This is a genomic window from Micromonospora sp. DT178 (assembly GCF_049841695.1).
GTDB lineage: Bacteria > Actinomycetota > Actinomycetes > Mycobacteriales > Micromonosporaceae > Micromonospora.
The window spans coordinates 709,216-727,015 of record NZ_JBNCKV010000001.1 but is presented as its reverse complement, the minus strand read 5'-3'; the positions used below and the strand labels follow the sequence as shown (position 1 = coordinate 727,015).

Here is a 17,800-nt window from a genome sequence, read left to right as displayed (position 1 = left end):
CGAAGCGGGACTTCGCGCGCTCATCATAGAGGTGGGTGTCGGCGGCGAACCATAGGTCCCGGGCCCCCGCGCCGGACCTTCCGACCTGCATGCCGGCTGTACCGGACATGACACTGACCGTATGTCCGGTGATCGCGCGGGGGGTTCCGCGCATACCTGACTGGAACGGCCGAATCCCGCTTCTTGTGGCTTCGACTTGTCGCCGGCACCGCAGATCCTGGGACCAGCAGACAGGAGCCGATCCGTATCCTACGACTCGCCGATCACCTCTCTCGCCAAGCCGCCAACATGAACCTCACCCAGGCAAACGGCTCGACGCCCGCAGTTTCTCTTTCCGGCCGGTCCAGACGCAGATCAGAACTCGGCGTTGTCACGGATGGAGTTGACCACGCGCCGAATGACGTCGACCCAGTCCTCCGGGGCGGTCATTCGCAGCACGAGCTGACGGTCGATCGCACCGTCCGGCTCCGAGCGCCAGAAGGCGACCACGACGATGCCGTACTTGTTGGCGCCGTTCAGCTTCACGGTCTCGGCCAGGACGACGTACGGCCCGCCGCTGCGCCACTGGAGCCCCCACGCCTCCTCCGCCTTGCGCAGGGCGTCGCGTTGCTCCTCGCCGCATTCAGGACAGTTACGGACGATCAGCTCGCCGCCGACCTCCGCGTTGTCGCCGATCGAGGCACCGCAGTTGTACTTGACCTGCCCCTCGGTGCTGCCGCCCGGAGTGCACGTCCAGTCAGCCGGTGCCACGAACTCGAAGCCCAGGCCGTCCGGGTTCAGCGTCCGTACGGCATCGCTCCTGCTGAAGACCTGCCATTTGGGCCAGTCCCCCGGCCGTGGCGGCTCGATGCCCGGCTGCTGTGGACGCGCGGAAGGTGACCAGCTTGAGGCGCCGGACGGGACCACGGCGGTGGGTGAGGGGTTCGCCGTCGGCTCGGTCGTATCCCCGCGCCCGATCCAGACGAAGGCACCCGCACCGCCGACGAGGACCAGCACCAGTGCGACGATCCCGACCCAGAGCCCGGTACGGCGCCGGCGCGTCTTGGAAGGCGTGATGCGGCGATCAGGCGCGGCGAGCGGATCGTACGGCGGGATGCCGGCCGGCGCGGGGGCCTGGGCGGCGGCGGGCGACTGGGGCGTCCCGGCGACCGGCTGCGCCGGCATCGCGGTGGTCGGCGCGTCCCAGCCTGGCGCCGGCGGGCCCGAGGCCGAATGCGGGGCCGACGACACCGGCTGGGTGGGGTTCGGACCCGCGTGCATCGCCCACGGCAGATGCGGAACACCGGAGACCGACTGCGGTACACCGGAGACGGGATGGGTCACCCCGCTGACCGGCTGAGGCATGCCGCTGACCGGCTGGGGCATGCCGGAGACCGGCTGGGGCATGCCGCTGACCGGCCGTGCAGCCGTCGGGTCCGGGGTGTACTCCACGCCGAGTGCACGGAGCAGCTTCTCCGCCCCGGGTCCGACCTCCGCCGAGTACGCCACCCAGGGCGCGGCGGCCGAGAAGTCGGCGTAGGCGTAGGGCAGGGGGTCCGCCGCCTGCGCCAGCGAGTTCGTCATCCCGACGAACGCCTCCCGCCAGCCGGGGGCCGCGGCGACGGCGGCGTCCAGGACGGCCACGGTGACGAGGCGCCCCTGCTCGTCGATCGCCGCCCACGCCTTACCCACCGGAGACCCGCCCAGCACGTGGGTGAACCTGTAGGGACCTGCCGGCTGCATGCGCCAACTCCTCTGCTCAACCGCCGTGCGGATCCTACAGAGGCGGCGCCAGCGCCTCCGCCCGCCCGTCGCAGGCCCGACAGGCCTCCGCCCGCCCGTCGCCGGGCCCGACGCCCTGCTGGGCCGCGCGGCGGGCCCGTTGCGCGCCCCAGGCCACTCGCCGGCCCCGCACCACGGGCGTTCCGCGGGCGGGCTTGCCCTGTGAAAGTTTTCATGCATACAGTCACCTCATGAATGAGGGAGCTGTCATGGCGCCCATCGAGCGGGTGCTGGACCTGTTCCAGGGGGTCCGGCTCACCCCCACCCAGCGCCGCATCGCGCACTGCCTCGTGCAGCACGCGCCGGCCGCGGCGTACCTGTCGGCGGCCGAGGTCGCCGAGCTGGCGGGGGTCAGCCAGCCGTCGGTCACCCGGTTCGCGGTCGCGCTCGGCCACGACGGCTACCCCGCGCTGCGCCGCCGGCTCCGCGAGCTGACCGCCGGCGCCCCGGGCGACGCCACCGACGCGGGCAACGAGCTCCAGCAGGCGGTACGCGCCGAGATCGGCAACCTCGACCGCCTCGCCGGGCAGCTCGCCGACCGGGACCGGATCGCCGAGACCGGGAGGCTGCTGGCCGCCAGCCGCCCCCTGCCGGTGCTCGGCCTGCGCGCCGCCGCCCCGCTGGCCGCCTACTTCGCGTACTTCGCCGCCAAGGTGCACCCCGACGTGCGGGTGCTCGACGACGGCGGCAGCCTGCTCACCGACCGCCTCGAACAGGCCGCCGAGGCCGGGGCGGGCGCCCTGCTCGCCTTCGTGCTGCCCCGCTATCCCCGGGAGACCCTGGACGCGCTGCGCGAGGCCCGGGCCGCCGGCCTCACCGTGGTGGCCATCACCGACTCGCCGGTCAGCCCGGCCACCGAGCACGCCGACGTGGTGCTGCCCGCCGCGGTCGGCGCGCAGCTCGTCTTCGACCTGCACACCGCGCCGATGACCCTGGCCATGGTGCTGCTCCAGGCCATCTGCGACGCCGCCCCGACCGACACCCAGCGCCGGCTGGAGGCCTTCGAAGCCTCCGCCGCCCGCCGCCAGTTGTTCCTCGGATGACCCGGAGGAGAGCCGAGATGACCCAGCCCGTCCGCGCCGCACGCGGCACCGAACGCACCGCCCGTGGGTGGCCCCAGGAGGCCGCGCTGCGGATGCTGATGAACAACCTCGACCCGGAGGTGGCCGAGCGCCCCGACGACCTGGTTGTCTACGGCGGCACCGGAAAGGCGGCGCGGGACTGGCCGTCGTACCACGCGCTGGTGCGCACCCTGACCGACCTGCGCGACGACGAGACCATGCTGGTGCAGTCGGGCCGGCCGGTGGGCGTCATGCGTACCCACGAGTGGGCGCCCCGGGTGCTGCTGGCCAACTCCAACCTGGTGGGCGACTGGGCCACCTGGCCGGAGTTCCGCCGCCTCGAACAGCTCGGCCTGACCATGTACGGGCAGATGACCGCCGGCTCGTGGATCTACATCGGCACCCAGGGCATCCTCCAGGGCACCTACGAGACGTTCGCCGCCGTCGCCGCCAAGCGGTTCGGCGGCACCCTGGCGGGCACGCTGACGCTCACCGCCGGCTGCGGCGGGATGGGCGGGGCGCAGCCCCTCGCGGTCACCATGAACGGCGGCGTCTGCCTGGTCGTCGACGTGGACCGCAGCCGGCTGGACCGGCGGGTGCACGACCGCTACCTCGACGAGGTCGCCGACTCCCTGGACGACGCCGTCGAGCGGGCGCTGGCCGCGAAGCGGGACCGGCGGGCGCTGAGCGTCGGCGTGGTCGGCAACGCGGCCACGGTCTTCCCGGAGCTGCTGCGCCGGGGCGTGGACATCGACGTCGTCACCGACCAGACCAGCGCGCACGACCCGCTGTCGTACCTGCCGGAGGGGGTGGAGCCGGCCGACGCCCGGGACTACGCGGCGGCGAAGCCGGCCGAGTTCACCGACCGGGCGCGGGCGTCGATGGCGAAGCACGTCGAGGCGATGGTCGGGTTCCTCGACGCCGGCGCGGAGGTCTTCGACTACGGCAACTCGATCCGGGGCGAGGCGAAGCTCGGCGGGTTCGAGCGGGCCTTCGACTTCCCCGGCTTCGTGCCCGCGTACATCCGGCCGTTGTTCTGCGAGGGCAAGGGCCCGTTCCGGTGGGCGGCGCTCTCCGGCGACCCGGCCGACATCGCGGCCACCGACCGGGCGATCCTGGAGCTGTTCCCGGAGAACGAGTCGCTGGCCCGGTGGATCCGGATGGCCGGCGAGCGCGTCGCCTTCCAGGGCCTGCCGGCGCGGATCTGCTGGCTCGGCTACGGCGAGCGCGACAAGGCGGGGGTGCGGTTCAACGAGATGGTCGCCTCCGGCGAGCTGTCGGCGCCCGTGGTGATCGGCCGCGACCACCTGGACTGCGGCAGCGTGGCCAGCCCGTACCGGGAGACCGAGGCGATGGCCGACGGCTCCGACGCGGTGGCCGACTGGCCGCTGCTCAACGCGCTGGTCAACACCGCCAGCGGGGCGTCCTGGGTGTCGATCCACCACGGCGGCGGGGTCGGCATCGGCCGGTCCATCCACGCCGGGCAGGTCTGCGTCGCCGACGGCACGGCGCTGGCCGGGCAGAAGATCGAGCGGGTGCTCACCAACGACCCGGCGATGGGCGTCATCCGGCACGTGGACGCCGGCTACGACGCCGCCCGCGAGGTTGCGGAGGCCACGGGCGTGCGGGTGCCGATGGCGGAGGGTGACAACCCGTGAGCGACCTCGCCGGGCGGTTCCGGGCGCTGTGGGACGAGATCGCGCCGGTCGGGCGGGACGAGGGCAGCGGCGGCTACCTGCGCTACGCGCTGACCGCGCCCGAGCTGCGGCTGCGGGAGTGGTTCCGCGAGCAGGCCGACCGCCGGGGCATGCCGGTCACCGACGACGGCAACGGCAACCTGTTCGCCCGGTGGGGCGACCCGGAGGCCGGCGACGCGGTGCTGACGGGCAGCCACTTCGACTCGGTGCCGCACGGCGGGGCCTACGACGGCCCGCTCGGCATCGTCAGCGCGTTCCTCGCCGTCGACGAGCTGCGCGCGGCCGGCGTCGCGCCGGCCCGCCCCGTGGTGGTCGGCGCGTTCGTCGAGGAGGAGGGCGCGCGGTTCGGCGTACCGTGCCTGGGGTCGCGGCTGCTCGCCGGGGAGATCGCGGTGGAGCGCGCGGCCGGGTTGTGCGACGCCGGCGGGGTGAGCTTCGCCGAGGCGCTGGGCGCCCGGCCGGCAGGCGCCCGGCCGGAGCTGCTCGGCGGCTTCGCCGCCTTCGTCGAGCTGCACGTCGAGCAGGGCCGCGCGATGGTCGACGCCGGCGCGCCGGTGGGGGTGGCCAGCGCGATCTGGCCGCACGGCCGCTGGCGCTTCGAGTTCACCGGCGAGGGCAACCACGCCGGTACGACCCGGATGGCCGACCGCCGCGACCCCATGCTGACGTACGCCTTCACCGTGCTGGCGGCCAACAAGGAGGCGCGGCTGCGCGGCGCCCACGCCACCGTCGGCCGGGTGGCGGTGGAGCCGAACGCCACCAACGCCATCCCGTCGAAGGTGACCGGCTGGCTGGACGCCCGGGCCGCCGAGCCGGAGACGCTGACGGGGCTGGTCGACGCGGTGCGCGCGAAGGCCGCCGAGCGGGCCCGCCGCGACGGTACGGAGGTGGCGCTGACGGAGGAGTCGGCCACCCCGCTGGTCGCCTTCGACGGTGGCCTGGCCGACCGGCTCGCGACCCTGCTCGACGCGCCGGTGCTGCCGACCGGGGCCGGGCACGACGCCGGGGTGCTCGCCGCGCACCTGCCCACGGCGATGCTCTTCGTGCGCAACCCGACGGGGGTGTCGCACTCGCCGGCGGAGTCGGCCAGCGACGCCGACTGCGCGGCCGGGGTCACCGCCCTGGCCCGGGTGGTGGAGGAGCTGGCATGCCGGTGAGCGCGGCCCGGGGAGGTTGTCGGCGGCCTGTCGGGCTGATGTCGCAGACGATTCGCCCCCGCGGTGATCGACTGATGTCGCAGACGATTCAGTTCGACAGGGGGCGTACGACATGACCGTGACCCGCTGGCTCGCCGAGTACGCCTGGCTGCCCGACCACGCCGAGCCGACCGCCGACGTGCTGATCGAGACGACCGACGGGCGGATCACCGGTGTGACCCCGCTGACGGCCGGGAGCACGCCGCCCGCCGGGGTCGAGGTCATGGCCGATGCCGAGCGGCTGCCCGGGCTGACGCTGCCCGGGCTCGCCAACGCCCACTCGCACGCGTTCCACCGGGCGTTGCGCGGGCGCACCCACGGCGGGCGCGGCGACTTCTGGACCTGGCGCGACCGGATGTACGCGGTGGCGCAGCGGCTCGACCCGGACTCGTACCTGGCCCTGGCCCGGGCGGTCTACGCCGAGATGGCGCTGGCCGGCGTCACCTGCGTCGGCGAGTTCCACTACGTGCACCACGGCCCGGACGGCACCCCGTACGCGGACCCGAACGCGATGGGTGCGGCGCTGGTCGAGGCCGCCGCCCACGCCGGGATCCGGATCACCCTGCTGGACACCTGCTACCTGACCGCCACCGTCGACGGGGAGCCGCTCGCCGGGCCGCAGCGACGCTTCGGCGACGGCGACGCGCTGCGCTGGGCGGAACGGGTCGACGCGTTCCGGCCCGCCGACGACCACGCCCGGGTCGGCGCGGCGATCCACTCGGTGCGCGCGGTGCCGGCCGGGCAGCTCGCCACCGTGGCCGGTTGGGCGGACCGGCGCGGCGCACCCCTGCACGTGCACCTCTCCGAGCAGCCCGCCGAGAACGATGCCTGCCGGGCCGCGCACGGCTGCACCCCGGCCCGACTGCTCGCCGACCGGGGGGCGCTCGGCCCGAACACCACGGCCGTGCACGCCACCCACCTGACCGGCGGCGACCTCACGCTGCTCGGGGACGCCGGCACGGGCGTCTGCCTCTGCCCGACCACGGAGCGGGACCTGGCCGACGGGATCGGCCCGGCCCGGCGGATGGCCGACGTCGGCCTGCCGCTCAGCCTGGGCAGCGACAGCCACGCCGTGATCGACCTCTTCGAGGAGGCCCGCGCGGTCGAACTGGACGAGCGGCTGCGCACCCGCCGCCGCGGGCACTTCGGCCCCGCCGAGCTATACGACGCGGCCACCGTGGGCGGTCACGCCGCGCTGGGCTGGCGCGACGCCGGGCGGATCGCCGTGGGGGCGCGCGCCGACCTGGTGACCGTACGGCTGGACAGTCCGCGCACGGCCGGCGTTCCGCCGGTGGGGGTCTGGTTCGCGGCGGGCGCCGCGGACGTCGCACAGGTCGTGGTGGACGGCCGGACGGTGGTGCGCGACGGCCGGCACCTGACCGTCGACGTGCCGGCCGAGCTGACCGCGGCGATCGAAGAGGTGACCTCGTGAGCAGTCTGCTGGTCGACGACATCGGCGAGCTGGTGACCAACGATCCGCCCGGCGACGAGGGCGGCCCGCTGGGCATCCGGCGCGACGCCGCCCTGCTGGTCGAGGAGGGGCGGGTGGCCTGGATCGGGCCGGCCCGCGACGCGCCGGCCGCCGACCGGCGACTGGACGCCGGGGGCGCCGCCGTGCTCCCCGGCTTCGTGGACAGCCACGCCCACCTGGTCTTCGCCGGGGACCGGGCCGCCGAGTTCGCCGCCCGGATGGCCGGGCAGCCCTACACCGGCGGCGGCATCCGGACCACCGTCGGCGCGACCCGGGCGGCCACCGACGACGAGCTGCGGGCCACCGTGCGCCGACTGCGCGGCGAGGCGATGCGGCAGGGCACCACCACCATGGAGATCAAGAGCGGGTACGGCCTCACCGTCGCCGACGAGGCCCGCTCGCTGGCGATCGCCGCCGAGGTCAGCGAGGAGACCACCTTCCTCGGCGCCCACGTGGTCCCCGCCGAGTACGCCGACCGCCCCGACGACTACGTGGGTCTGGTCTGCGGGCCGATGCTGGCCGCCGCCGCGCCGCACGCCCGCTGGATCGACGTCTTCTGCGAGCGGGGCGCGTTCGACGTCGACCACGCCCGCGCCATCCTCGCCTGTGGGCAGGCCGTCGGGCTGGGCGTGCGGGTGCACGCCAACCAGCTCGGCCCCGGGCCGGGCGTCCAGCTCGGCGTCGAGCTGGGCGCGGCGAGCGTCGACCACTGCACCCACCTGACCGACGCCGACGTCGACGCGCTGGCCTCGACCCGCGTCGACGGCGGACACACCACCACCGTCGCCACCCTGCTGCCCGGCGCCGAGTTCTCCACCCGCTCGCCCTACCCGGACGCCCGCCGGCTGCTCGACGCCGGCGTGACCGTGGCGCTGGCGACCGACTGCAACCCCGGTTCGTCGTACACCTCGTCGATGCCGTTCTGCGTCGCGCTGGCCGTACGCGAGATGCGGATGACCCCGGCGGAGGCCGTCTGGGCCGCGACCGCCGGCGGCGCCCGGGCGCTGCGCCGCGACGACGTCGGGGTGCTCCGGCCCGGGGCCCGGGCCGACCTGATGATCCTCGACGCCCCGTCCCACCTGCACCTGGCCTACCGGCCCGGTGTGCCACTGATCCGCCAGGTTCTGCGCAACGGAGTGCCCCAATGACCGTCACCGTCCTGCCCACCGGGATCTCCCCCGCCGACGTGCTCGCCGTCGCGCGCGGCACCGCCAAGGTCGTCCTCGACCCGGCCACCGTCGACGCCATGACCGTCAGCCGGTCCATCGTCGACGGCATCGAGGCCGCCGGCCGGCCGGTCTACGGCGTCTCCACCGGCTTCGGCGCGCTGGCGAACACCTTCGTCGCGCCCAAGCGGCGGGCCGAGCTCCAACACGCGCTGATCCGCTCGCACGCCGCCGGGGTGGGCGCGCCGATGCCGCGCGAGGTGGTCCGGGCCATGATGCTGCTGCGGGTCCGCTCGCTGGCGCTCGGCCGTTCCGGGGTCCGGCCCCTGGTCGCCGAGGCCCTGGTCGACCTGCTCAACCACGACGTGACGCCGTGGGTGCCGGAGCACGGCTCGCTGGGCGCCTCCGGCGACCTGGCGCCGCTGGCGCACTGCGCGCTGGTGCTGCTCGGCGAGGGCTGGGTGCTCGGCCCGGCCGGCGAGCGGCTGCCCGCCGCCGACGTGCTGCGCCGGGCGGGGCTGGCGCCGATCGGGCTGGCCGCCAAGGAGGGGCTGGCGCTGATCAACGGCACCGACGGCATGCTCGGCATGCTGCTGCTGGCGATCCACGACGCCGCGCACCTGTTCACGATGGCCGACGTCACCGCCGCCCTCGCCATCGAGGCGATGCTCGGCTCGGAGCGGCCGTTCCTGCCGGAGCTGCACGCCATCCGGCCGCATCCCGGGCAGTCGGCCTCGGCGGCGAACATCCACCGGCTGCTCCAGGACTCCCGGGTGATGGACTCGCACCGCGACGACCTCGCGCACGCGGTGCAGGACGCGTACTCGATGCGGTGCGCGCCGCAGGTCGCCGGGGCGGCCCGGGACACGCTGGACTTCGTCCGCACGGTGGCCGGCCGGGAGCTGGTCTCGGTGGTGGACAACCCGGTGGTGCTGCCCGACGGCCGCGTCGAGTCGACCGGGAACTTCCACGGCGCGCCGCTGGGCTTCGCCGCCGACTTCCTGGCCATCGCCGCCGCCGAGGTGGGCGCGATCGCCGAGCGCCGGGTGGACCGGCTGCTCGACGTCACCCGGTCCCGGGAGCTGCCGGCGTTCCTCTCCCCCGACGCCGGCGTCAACTCGGGGCTGATGATCGCCCAGTACACGGCGGCCGGGATCGTCGCGGAGAACCGCCGGCTCGCCGCGCCGGCGTCGGTGGACTCGCTGCCCACCAGCGGCATGCAGGAGGACCACGTCTCGATGGGCTGGGCGGCGGCCAAGAAGCTGCGCACCGTGCTGGACAACCTGACCAGCCTGCTCGCCGTCGAGCTGCTCGCCGGCGTACGCGGGCTCCAGCTGCGCGCCCCGCTCGACCCGTCGCCGGCCGGCCGGGCGGCCGTCGCGGCGCTCGGCGGGATCGCCGGGGAACCCGGGCCGGACGTCTTCCTGGCCCCGCTGATGGAGGCCGCCCGGGACGTGCTGGCCGGGCCCGAGCTGCGCGCCGCCATCGAACGCGAGATCGGGCCCCTCGACTGACGGCCACCCCGGGCCACCGTTGCGCCGCGGTGGCCCGGGGTGCCGCGCGGGCGGCCGGACCGCGTCGCCCACGGCGGTCTCAGCCCGCCAGCACCGCCACGCCGACCAGCACGGGCACGGCGGCCACCGTCGACAGCAGGATCGCGTCGCGCGCCAGGACCGCACCCCGGCCGTAGCGGATCGCGTAGACGAAGACGTTCTGCGCCGTCGGCAGGGCGGCGGTGACCGTGCAGGCCAGCACGAGGTCGGGCGGCAGGCCCATCGCGAAGCGGGCGACGAGGTAGGCGACGGTGGGCTGGACCACCGTCTTGAGGACGACCGCGAGCCGTACGTCCCGCCCGGTCTCGCCGGAGCCGGGCCGCGGCGCGCCGTGCAGGGAGAGGCCGTACGCGATCAGTGTGGCGGGGACCGCCATCGCCGCGACGAGTTCGATCGGCCGCAGGACCGGCTCCGGCGGCAGCCAGCCGGTCAGGCTGGCCCCGACGCCCAGGGCGCACGCGATGGTGACCGGGTTGGTGAGCGGCTGGAGCACCACCGTGCCGAGCGACGGTCTGCTGCCCGCCGTGGCCGCCTCGAGGAAGGCGAACGCGACCGGCGTCATGACGACCAGTTGGAACATCAGGACGGGCGCGACGAACGAGGCGTCCCCGAGGACGTAGACCGCGACCGGGATGCCGATGTTCGCCGCGTTGACGTACGACGAGGCCAGGGCGCCGACCGTCGCGTTCGCGACGGAGCGGCGCCAGCAGAGCCTCGCGACGGCGACGAACACCGACGCCACGGCGGTGGTGCTCACCACCGTGACGACGAGGGCGGACGAGACGACCGCGGGCACGTCGGCCCGGGCCACCGTCTCGAACAGCAGCGCCGGAGTCGCCACGAAGAACGCGACGCGGGAGAGGACGGTGGCCGCCTCCGGCCCCAGCACCCCGCCACGGCCGAGCGCGTAGCCGACGGCGATGACGGCGACGATGACGGCGAAACCCGTCAGCACCCCTGGCACCGGGGCGGGTCCGTCAGCTCGCGGGCGGCAGCACCTTGGCGACCAGCTTGGCCAGCTCCCGCAGCGCCTTGCCCCGGTGGCTGACCGCGTCCTTCTCCTGCGGCGTCAGCTCGGCGTTGGTGCGGTCCTGGCCGTCGCCGAGGAAGATCGGGTCGTAGCCGAACCCGCCGTCGCCGCGCGGCGACCGGAGCAGCCGGCCGGTCTGCCGGCCGTCGACCAGGTGCTCCTTGCCGCCGGGCAGCACCAGGGCCACCGTGCAGACGAACGACGCGCCCCGGTGCTCGTCGGGCAGGTCCGCGATCTGGTCCAGCACCAGCTGGAGGTTGGCCTCGTCGTTGCCGTGCCGGCCGGCCCAGCGGGCGCTGAACACCCCCGGCATGCCGTTCAGCGCCTCGACGGCGAGCCCGGAGTCGTCGGCGATCGTCGGCAGGCCGGTGCGCCGGCAGCCCTCCCGCGCCTTGATCAGCGCGTTCTCGCCGAAGGTCAGGCCGCTCTCGGGCAGCTCCGGGTACTCCTCGACGTCGTCGAGCCCGATCAGGGCGACGCGGTGCGCGCCGAGCGCGCCGTCGAGGATCCGCTGGAGCTCGACGAGCTTCTTGCGGTTACGGGTGGCGAGCAGCACCTTGTTCATGAGAAAAGCGCCTTCCGCTGGGCTTCGGCCAGTTCCACGCAGCCGGCGACAGCCAGGTCGAGCAGGGCGTCGAGCTGCGCGCGGGCGAACACGCCCGCCTCCCCGGTGCCCTGCACCTCGACGAACTCGCCGGTGCCGGTGCACACCACGTTCATGTCGACCTCGGCGGCCACGTCCTCGGTGTAGTCGAGGTCCAGCCGGGGCTCGCCGTCGATGATCCCGACGCTGATCGCGGCCACCGAGCGGTGCATCACCTTCTCCGGCTTGCCGGCCAGCGACTTGCGCCCGGCCAGCCAGGTCACCGCGTCGTGCAGCGCCACGTACGCGCCGGTGATCGCGGCGGTACGGGTGCCGCCGTCGGCCTGGAGCACGTCGCAGTCGAGCACGATCGAGTTCTCGCCGAGGGCCTTCAGGTCGATCGACGCCCGCAGGCTCCGGCCGATCAGCCGGGAGATCTCGTGCGTACGCCCGCCGACGCGGCCCTTCACGCTCTCCCGGTCGGAGCGGGTGTTGGTGGCCCGGGGCAGCATCGCGTACTCGGCGGTGACCCAGCCGAGCCCGGAGCCCTTGCGCCAGCGGGGCACGCCCTCGGTCACGCTGGCGGTGCAGAGCACCCGGGTGCCGCCGAACTCCACGAGCACCGAGCCCTCCGGATGGGTGCTCCAGCCCCGGGTCAACGTCACAGGTCGGAGTTCGTCGGGTCGCCGCCCGTCAGGTCGTGCCATCCCTGCACCCTATGCGGTGCCCCGATCGGTGTGCCCCGGGGTGTCCCGCCCCGGGCGCCGGCCGGTCAGATCTCGTAGCTGGCGCCGGGCCGGACGACTTCCAGCGGCCCGTCGAAGGCGGCGCCGGCCGACTCCACGGTGTGCGCCTCGCTGCCCCAGGCGGCCACCAGGTGGGTGAGCAGCAGTCGGCCCACCCCGGCCTTGGTCGCCGCCTCGCCGGCCTCCCGGCCGGTCAGGTGCAGGTCCGGCGGGTTCTCCACGCCGTCGAGGTAGCTCGCCTCGCAGAGGAACGTGTCGGCGTCCTGGGCCAGTCGCAGCAGCGCGTCGCAGGGCGCGGTGTCCGAGGAGTAGCAGAGGACCCGGCCGCCGTGCTCCAGCCGGACGCCGTACGTCTCGACGGGGTGGTTCACCCGGTCGACGGTGACGGCGAACGGGCCGATCGGGAAGGTGCCGGGTTCGAGGGCGTAGAACTGGTAGACGTCCTCGACCGTGCTGTCCTCCTGCCCGTACGCGGCGGCCAGCCGGTCCGGCGCGCCGGCGGGGGCGTAGACGGGCAGCGACGGGTAGGGGCCGTCCGGGGCGTAGCGGCGGACCACCACGTATGACGCCGCGTCGAGGATGTGGTCGCAGTGCAGGTGGGTGAGGATGATGGCGTCCGGGGCGTGCAGCCCCGCGTAGCGCTGGAGGTTGGACAGCGACCCGGAGCCGAAGTCGACCAGCAGCCGGAAGCCGTCGGCCTCGACGAGGTAGGCCGAGCAGGGGGACTCGGGACCGGGGAAACTGCCCGCGCAGCCCAGGACGGTCAGTCGCATCGAGTCGTCTCACTGTAACTATGCGTAGTTTCCGCGCCGACGGTTCCGCTGTGGATGATCTCTACCGACGCGTACGCCACGCAGGGCAGCCTACGCGCGCCCGCGCGACGACAAGAGTCATCCACAGGAAGTTGTCACCAACGTGACACCCGCCCGGGCCGCCCGCCCGGATCCCGTGACGAGACGGCGTGCGCCGGTAGCGCTGGGTGAGTGGCCCGGCCGCGTCGCGCCGAGGCGCTCGGCGCGGGAGTGACGGCGGGAGCCGTGACGGGCGGCCGGGCCACCGACGCGTGTCGGTGGCCCGGCCACGGGGACGTCACGCCCAGAGCTGCCCCTCCAGGGCTTCCTCCGCGTCGGCGAGGGTGCCGCCGTACGCCCCGGTGGAGAGGTACTTCCAACCGCCGTCGGCGACCACGAAGGCCACGTCGGCCCGCTGGCCGGCGCGGACGGCCTCGTGCGCCACCGCGAGGGCGGCGTGCAGGATCGCGCCCGTGGAGAAGCCGGCGAAGATGCCCTCCACCTCGACGAGCTGCCGGGTCCGCAGCACCGCGTCGCGGGTGCCGACGGAGAAGCGCCGGGACAGCACCGACGCGTCGTAGAGCTCGGGGACGTAGCCCTCGTCGATGTTGCGCAGCCCGTAGACCAGCTCGCCGTAGCGCGGCTCGGCCGCGACGACCTGGATGCCGTCGACCTTCTCGCGCAGGTAGCGCCCGGTGCCCATCAGCGTCCCGGTGGTGCCGAGACCCGCCACGAAGTGCGTGATCGTGGGCAGGTCGTGCAGCAGCTCCGGACCGGTGGTCTCGTAGTGCGCCCGGGCGTTGGCGTCGTTGCCGTACTGGTAGAGCATGACCCAGTCGGGGTGCTCGGCCGAGATCTGCTTGGCGGTGGCCACCGCCTGGTTGGAGCCGCCCGCCGCCGGCGAGAAGATGATCTCCGCGCCGTACATCCGGAGCAGCTGCACCCGCTCGGTCGAGACGTTCTCCGGCATCACGCAGACCAGCCGGTAGCCGCGCAGCTTGGCCACCATCGCCAGCGAGATGCCGGTGTTGCCGCTGGTCGGTTCGAGGATGGTGTCGCCCGGCCGGAGCCGGCCGGCCTCCTCGGCCGCCCGGACCATGAACAGGGCCGCCCGGTCCTTGATGCTGCCGGTGGGGTTCCGGTCCTCCAGCTTCGCCCAGAGCCGCACCGGCGGCGCCCCGGCGGGCACCGTCGGGGAGAGCCGGGGCAGCCCGACCAGGGGCGTTCCCCCGCAGGCGTCGAGGAGGCTGTCGTACCGCGCCATGGTGACCGCCGCCGTCAGCGGGCGGCGGCGGCCGACCGCGCGGCGACCGCGGCGCCGTGCTGGGCGATCGCGGCGGCCGCGGCGAAGCCGAACGCGCCCCCGGCGACGGCCGGCAGGATGGTCACGCTGTCGCCGTCGTTGAGCTTGGCGTCCAGCGCGCCGAGGAAGCGGACGTCCTCGTCGTTGACGTAGACGTTGACGAAGCGGTGCAGCGCGCCGGCGTCGGTGACCAGCCGGGCCTTCAGGCCGGCGTGCCGGGAGTCCAGGTCGGCGAGCAGGTCGGCGAGCGTGTCGCCGGCGCCCTCGACGACCTTCGCGCCGCCGGTGTAGCTGCGCAGGATGGTGGGGATGCGAACCTCGATGGCCATGATGTCGTGCTCCTCGATGATGGTCGGGCGTGCCGGAAGGTGACGGGACGTGGACGGGTGTGACGGCGCTGGATCAGCGGCCGGAACACTCGTAGTCGACCGTCGCCGGGCTCTGCCCGAACATGTAGGACTGCACGGCGTGCGGGTCCACCCCCGCGTCCACGATCCGGACCGGCTCCTCGGTCACCACGCCGTCGACGATCCGGAAGGAGCGGATCTCCTCCGTGTCGGCGTCGCGGGTGGAGACCAGCAGGTAGTGCGCCCCGGGCTCACCGGCGAAGGAGATGTCCGTGCGGGACGGGTACGCCTCCGTGGCGGTGTGCGAGTGGTAGATGACGACGGGCTCCTCGTCCCGGTCGTCCATCTCGCGCCACACCCGCAGCTGCTCCATCGAGTCGAACTCGTAGAACGTCATGGAACGGGCGGCGTTGTCCATCGGGATGTGCCGGGTGGGGGTGTCGCTGCCGGCGGGACCGGCGACCACGCCGCACGCCTCGTCGGGGTGGTCCCGACGGGCGTGGGCGACGATCGCGTCGACGATCGACCGGTCGATGCTCAGCACGTGGTCCAGCCTAACGCGTACCCGCCGCGACCTTAAGGTGGCGGCGGTCACGCCTAGTCGATCAAGGCGTTGAGCAGGGATTCCTGGAGGTAGCCGAGGTACGCGTAGACCGACAGTTGGAACACCCGGCTGGAGGTCGGGTCCTCGGCGACCGCGTCGTCGAGCTCCTCGCCGAGGTCGGTGCCGTCCTTGATCTCCAGCCGGACGCCCATCGCCAGCCGGGCGTCGTTGAGCGCCCGCAGCCACGCCTCGGCCGCCTCCGCGTCCAGGCGCACCTCGCCGCCGGCCTCGTCGGGCAGCGCGGCGAGGATCGCGCCGGCCTGGTCGATCTTGGCGGTCTTCAGGTCGCCCTCGGTGTAGCGGCGGAACTCGGCCGTGCCGGACGGGTCCTCCGGGTAGACCTCGGGGAAGAGCCGGCCCACCACCGGGTCGGTGTGGTCGAAGCCGTCGGTGAGCAGCCCGACCACCTCGGATGCCACCTTCCGCAGCACCCGCACCTCGTCGACGGCGAAGGTGACGACGTAGCGGTCGCCCTGGCGACGGAACATGCTCACGACCGGTCCACCGTCGCCCACAGCCCGTACGCGTGCAACTGCGACGCGTCGTGCTCCATCCGCTCCCGGGCGCCGCTGGAGACCACGGCGCGACCCTTGTGGTGCACGTCGAGCATGAGCTGTTCCGCCTTCTCCCGGCTGTAGCCGAAGAGCTTCTGAAAGACCCAGGTCACGTACGTCATGAGGTTGACCGGGTCGTCCCACACGATCGTCACCCACGGCCGGTCGGACGCCGGCACCTCATCGGTGTCCGGCGTCTCGACAGGTGCAACCTGCGGAGCCGCCATGCCCCCCATCGTGCCACCGGATCCGCCGAACCGAGGAACCGGAACGCCGGCCCGGCGCGGATCGCCGCGTCCGTCCTGGTCAAGGGCATCGGCGGTGGCGAGCGGCGGCCTCGGCGCGGTGCCGACGCCGCGGGCGACCGGATCGCCCTCAGGCGAGCAGGATGCCGTGGTCGACAGCATCGGAGAGCACCCCGTCCAGCGAGAGGCGGACCACCTCGAACCGCCGGGACACCTCCCGGGACAGTTCCAGTTCGACCTCGCGCAGCGCGCGCTGCGCCCAGGCACGGGCGGCGTTGGCATCGTGGTTGCCGGGGCTGCGCCAGTGCTGCCAGCAGCCACCCGAGAGGGCCACGGCCACCGGCGGGAGCACCTCCACGCCCGCCACGCCCGGGTAGCTCGCCAGTGCGTCGGTCGCGCCGACCCCCGTCAGCCCCGCCACGCCACCGGTGCTGGTGACGAGCAGCACGCGGTCCAGCTCGTGCTCGCCCCGGTGCTCCGTCAGGCCCCAGCGCACGGGGGCGTAGAGGCGCCGCCGGACGCCCGCCGGCAGCGGCGCGCCGAAGACCCGCCCGGCGGCCTCATCCAGGAGCCCGCGCACCGCCTCGTCGCACTGGGCGGTGGCCAGCAGCGACAGCGCCTCCATCTCCCGGTCGAGCAGCTGCGGCAGGCCGGCGCAGCCGACCCCGAAGACGATCTCCTGCACCACGCGGAGGTGGATGTTCGCCACCTCCAGGGCGAGGTGCTGGCGGATGCGCCGGGAGGAGGACCGGGCCTGCCGGTCGAGCTGCTCCGACCAGCCGCCCGGGTCGGCCACCACCGGCACCCGGCCGTGCGCCCCGGGCAGCACCAGCGGTTCGGCGCTCGCCCGTCGCAGCCCCTCGTCGGCGGCCCAGCCAACCAGGGCCCGGCGCAGGTCCGCCCCGTCACCCGCGGCGTCGAGCGGGAACCAGCGGGCGTCGGCGAGCCCGGGAACGGCGGCCAGCAGGGCCGCCCGGTGCGCCTCGACGGTGACCGCGACCGGATCCACCGGTGCCGGAGCCGACCCGACGGACGCCCCCGTGCCCTCCGTCGTCGCCGCGCCCTCCGGCACCGGGGCCCAGCCGCCCGCGCCCGGGGTGACCGCGAAGACGACCTTGACGCCGGCGCGGGCCAGGTCGGCGAGCAGGTGCAGCTCGACCGCGGTGAATGCCTGGTCGGCGGCGATCACGAAGAGCACCGCCCCGGACCGGCCCGCCGCGTCGAGCAGCAGCTGACCGCCGGCCACCCCGAGGGCACCGGTGTCCGGCGTGTCGACGAGGCTGAAGTGCCGCAGCAGGGGCTCGGGCACGCTCAGCTCGACCCGGCGCGGCGGGCGCGCGAGCGCCGGCCCGGCGGCCAGCCGGTCGGCCCCGTAGGAGTGGGGCTGGCGGTAGCCGGGCACGTAGGCGGCCCGCGTCGGCACCTGGGAGTGGCGCACCGCGAGCCAGCTGCCGGCGGGCACGGCGAGCATGGCCGGATCGAGCTGGAGCAGGCGGGCGAGCACCTCGCGCCGCCCCGCGCCGGCCGGGCCGACGCCGATCACGGCCAGCGGCTCCTCCGGGCGGGGCTCGGTCACCCCGAGCCGGACGGGCAGCCGGTCCCGACGGGGCAGCTCTGCGGCTCCGGCCATGTCGTCGGGCCTGTCGACGGCAGGGAGAGGACCGGGCTTCATCGAAAGCGGCCTCCCGTGGC

General features: G+C 74.5%; 17 protein-coding genes. 6 read left to right on the top strand and 11 right to left on the bottom strand.

Features of this window, described 5'->3' with window-relative positions; translation table 11 throughout:
• Positions 1 to 354 precede the first annotated feature (354 nt).
• Positions 355 to 1,722: a hypothetical protein gene (locus tag ACLQ22_RS03395; RefSeq protein ID WP_425691002.1), complete on the bottom strand. Its 1,368-nt coding sequence runs from the start codon at positions 1,720 to 1,722 to the stop codon at positions 355 to 357.
• 230 nt (positions 1,723 to 1,952) lie between these two features.
• Here ACLQ22_RS03395 and ACLQ22_RS03390 point away from each other — a divergent pair, with 230 nt between their 5' ends.
• From ACLQ22_RS03390 to hutH, 6 genes are all read left to right on the top strand, one after another.
• Entirely contained in the window at positions 1,953 to 2,804 is an 852-nt protein-coding gene (locus ACLQ22_RS03390; protein WP_425691001.1) for a MurR/RpiR family transcriptional regulator, read from the top strand.
• A 17-nt stretch (positions 2,805 to 2,821) separates the two neighbouring features.
• A complete protein-coding gene (gene hutU / locus ACLQ22_RS03385; RefSeq protein WP_425691000.1) occupies positions 2,822 to 4,480 on the top strand; it encodes a urocanate hydratase in 1,659 nt (552 codons plus the stop codon).
• Positions 4,477 to 5,676: an allantoate amidohydrolase gene (locus ACLQ22_RS03380; protein ID WP_425690999.1), complete on the top strand. Its 1,200-nt coding sequence runs from the start codon at positions 4,477 to 4,479 to the stop codon at positions 5,674 to 5,676. Before hutU ends, ACLQ22_RS03380 begins: the two co-directional genes overlap by 4 nt.
• Before the next feature lie 118 nt (positions 5,677 to 5,794).
• Positions 5,795 to 7,147 carry a formimidoylglutamate deiminase gene (locus tag ACLQ22_RS03375; RefSeq protein WP_425691072.1) on the top strand — a complete coding sequence of 451 codons (1,353 nt, stop codon included), beginning with the start codon at positions 5,795 to 5,797 and terminating at the stop codon, positions 7,145 to 7,147.
• Complete coding sequence (hutI, locus tag ACLQ22_RS03370; RefSeq protein ID WP_425690998.1) at positions 7,144 to 8,334, top strand: imidazolonepropionase; 1,191 nt, start codon at positions 7,144 to 7,146, stop codon at positions 8,332 to 8,334. Before ACLQ22_RS03375 ends, hutI begins: the two co-directional genes overlap by 4 nt.
• Entirely contained in the window at positions 8,331 to 9,866 is a 1,536-nt protein-coding gene (hutH, locus tag ACLQ22_RS03365) for a histidine ammonia-lyase (protein ID WP_425690997.1), read from the top strand. The genes hutI and hutH overlap by 4 nt, the downstream gene beginning before the upstream one ends.
• A 79-nt stretch (positions 9,867 to 9,945) precedes the next feature.
• Here the strand turns inward: hutH and ACLQ22_RS03360 are convergent, their stop codons facing one another.
• From ACLQ22_RS03360 to ACLQ22_RS03315, 10 genes are all read right to left on the bottom strand, one after another.
• Positions 9,946 to 10,860 carry an AEC family transporter gene (locus tag ACLQ22_RS03360; protein ID WP_425690996.1) on the bottom strand — a complete coding sequence of 305 codons (915 nt, stop codon included), beginning with the start codon at positions 10,858 to 10,860 and terminating at the stop codon, positions 9,946 to 9,948.
• A gap of 22 nt (positions 10,861 to 10,882) precedes the next feature.
• Positions 10,883 to 11,500: an RdgB/HAM1 family non-canonical purine NTP pyrophosphatase gene (gene rdgB, locus ACLQ22_RS03355; RefSeq protein WP_121396337.1), complete on the bottom strand. Its 618-nt coding sequence runs from the start codon at positions 11,498 to 11,500 to the stop codon at positions 10,883 to 10,885.
• Positions 11,497 to 12,225, bottom strand: a complete 729-nt coding sequence (gene rph, locus ACLQ22_RS03350) for a ribonuclease PH (RefSeq protein WP_121396338.1) — start codon at positions 12,223 to 12,225, stop codon at positions 11,497 to 11,499. The genes rdgB and rph overlap by 4 nt, the downstream gene beginning before the upstream one ends.
• Positions 12,226 to 12,290: 65 nt before the next feature.
• Positions 12,291 to 13,037 (bottom strand): MBL fold metallo-hydrolase, encoded by a 747-nt coding sequence (locus ACLQ22_RS03345; RefSeq protein ID WP_121396339.1) that lies wholly within the window; start codon positions 13,035 to 13,037, stop codon positions 12,291 to 12,293.
• 316 nt (positions 13,038 to 13,353) lie between these two features.
• Positions 13,354 to 14,319, bottom strand: a complete 966-nt coding sequence (locus ACLQ22_RS03340; RefSeq protein ID WP_121396340.1) for a PLP-dependent cysteine synthase family protein — start codon at positions 14,317 to 14,319, stop codon at positions 13,354 to 13,356.
• A 14-nt stretch (positions 14,320 to 14,333) separates the two neighbouring features.
• On the bottom strand, positions 14,334 to 14,687 hold the full coding sequence (locus tag ACLQ22_RS03335) for a MoaD/ThiS family protein (protein ID WP_121396341.1): 354 nt from the start codon (positions 14,685 to 14,687) through the stop codon (positions 14,334 to 14,336).
• Between the two features lie 73 nt (positions 14,688 to 14,760).
• Positions 14,761 to 15,249 (bottom strand): M67 family metallopeptidase, encoded by a 489-nt coding sequence (locus ACLQ22_RS03330; RefSeq protein ID WP_366640477.1) that lies wholly within the window; start codon positions 15,247 to 15,249, stop codon positions 14,761 to 14,763.
• Positions 15,250 to 15,302: 53 nt separating this feature from the next.
• Positions 15,303 to 15,797, bottom strand: a complete 495-nt coding sequence (locus tag ACLQ22_RS03325; RefSeq protein ID WP_425691071.1) for a DUF2017 domain-containing protein — start codon at positions 15,795 to 15,797, stop codon at positions 15,303 to 15,305.
• A gap of 2 nt (positions 15,798 to 15,799) precedes the next feature.
• A complete protein-coding gene (clpS, locus tag ACLQ22_RS03320) occupies positions 15,800 to 16,090 on the bottom strand; it encodes an ATP-dependent Clp protease adapter ClpS (RefSeq protein ID WP_089001780.1) in 291 nt (96 codons plus the stop codon).
• A 148-nt stretch (positions 16,091 to 16,238) separates the two neighbouring features.
• Complete coding sequence (locus ACLQ22_RS03315) at positions 16,239 to 17,738, bottom strand: hypothetical protein (RefSeq protein ID WP_425690995.1); 1,500 nt, start codon at positions 17,736 to 17,738, stop codon at positions 16,239 to 16,241.
• Between the last annotated feature and the right edge of the window lie 62 nt (positions 17,739 to 17,800).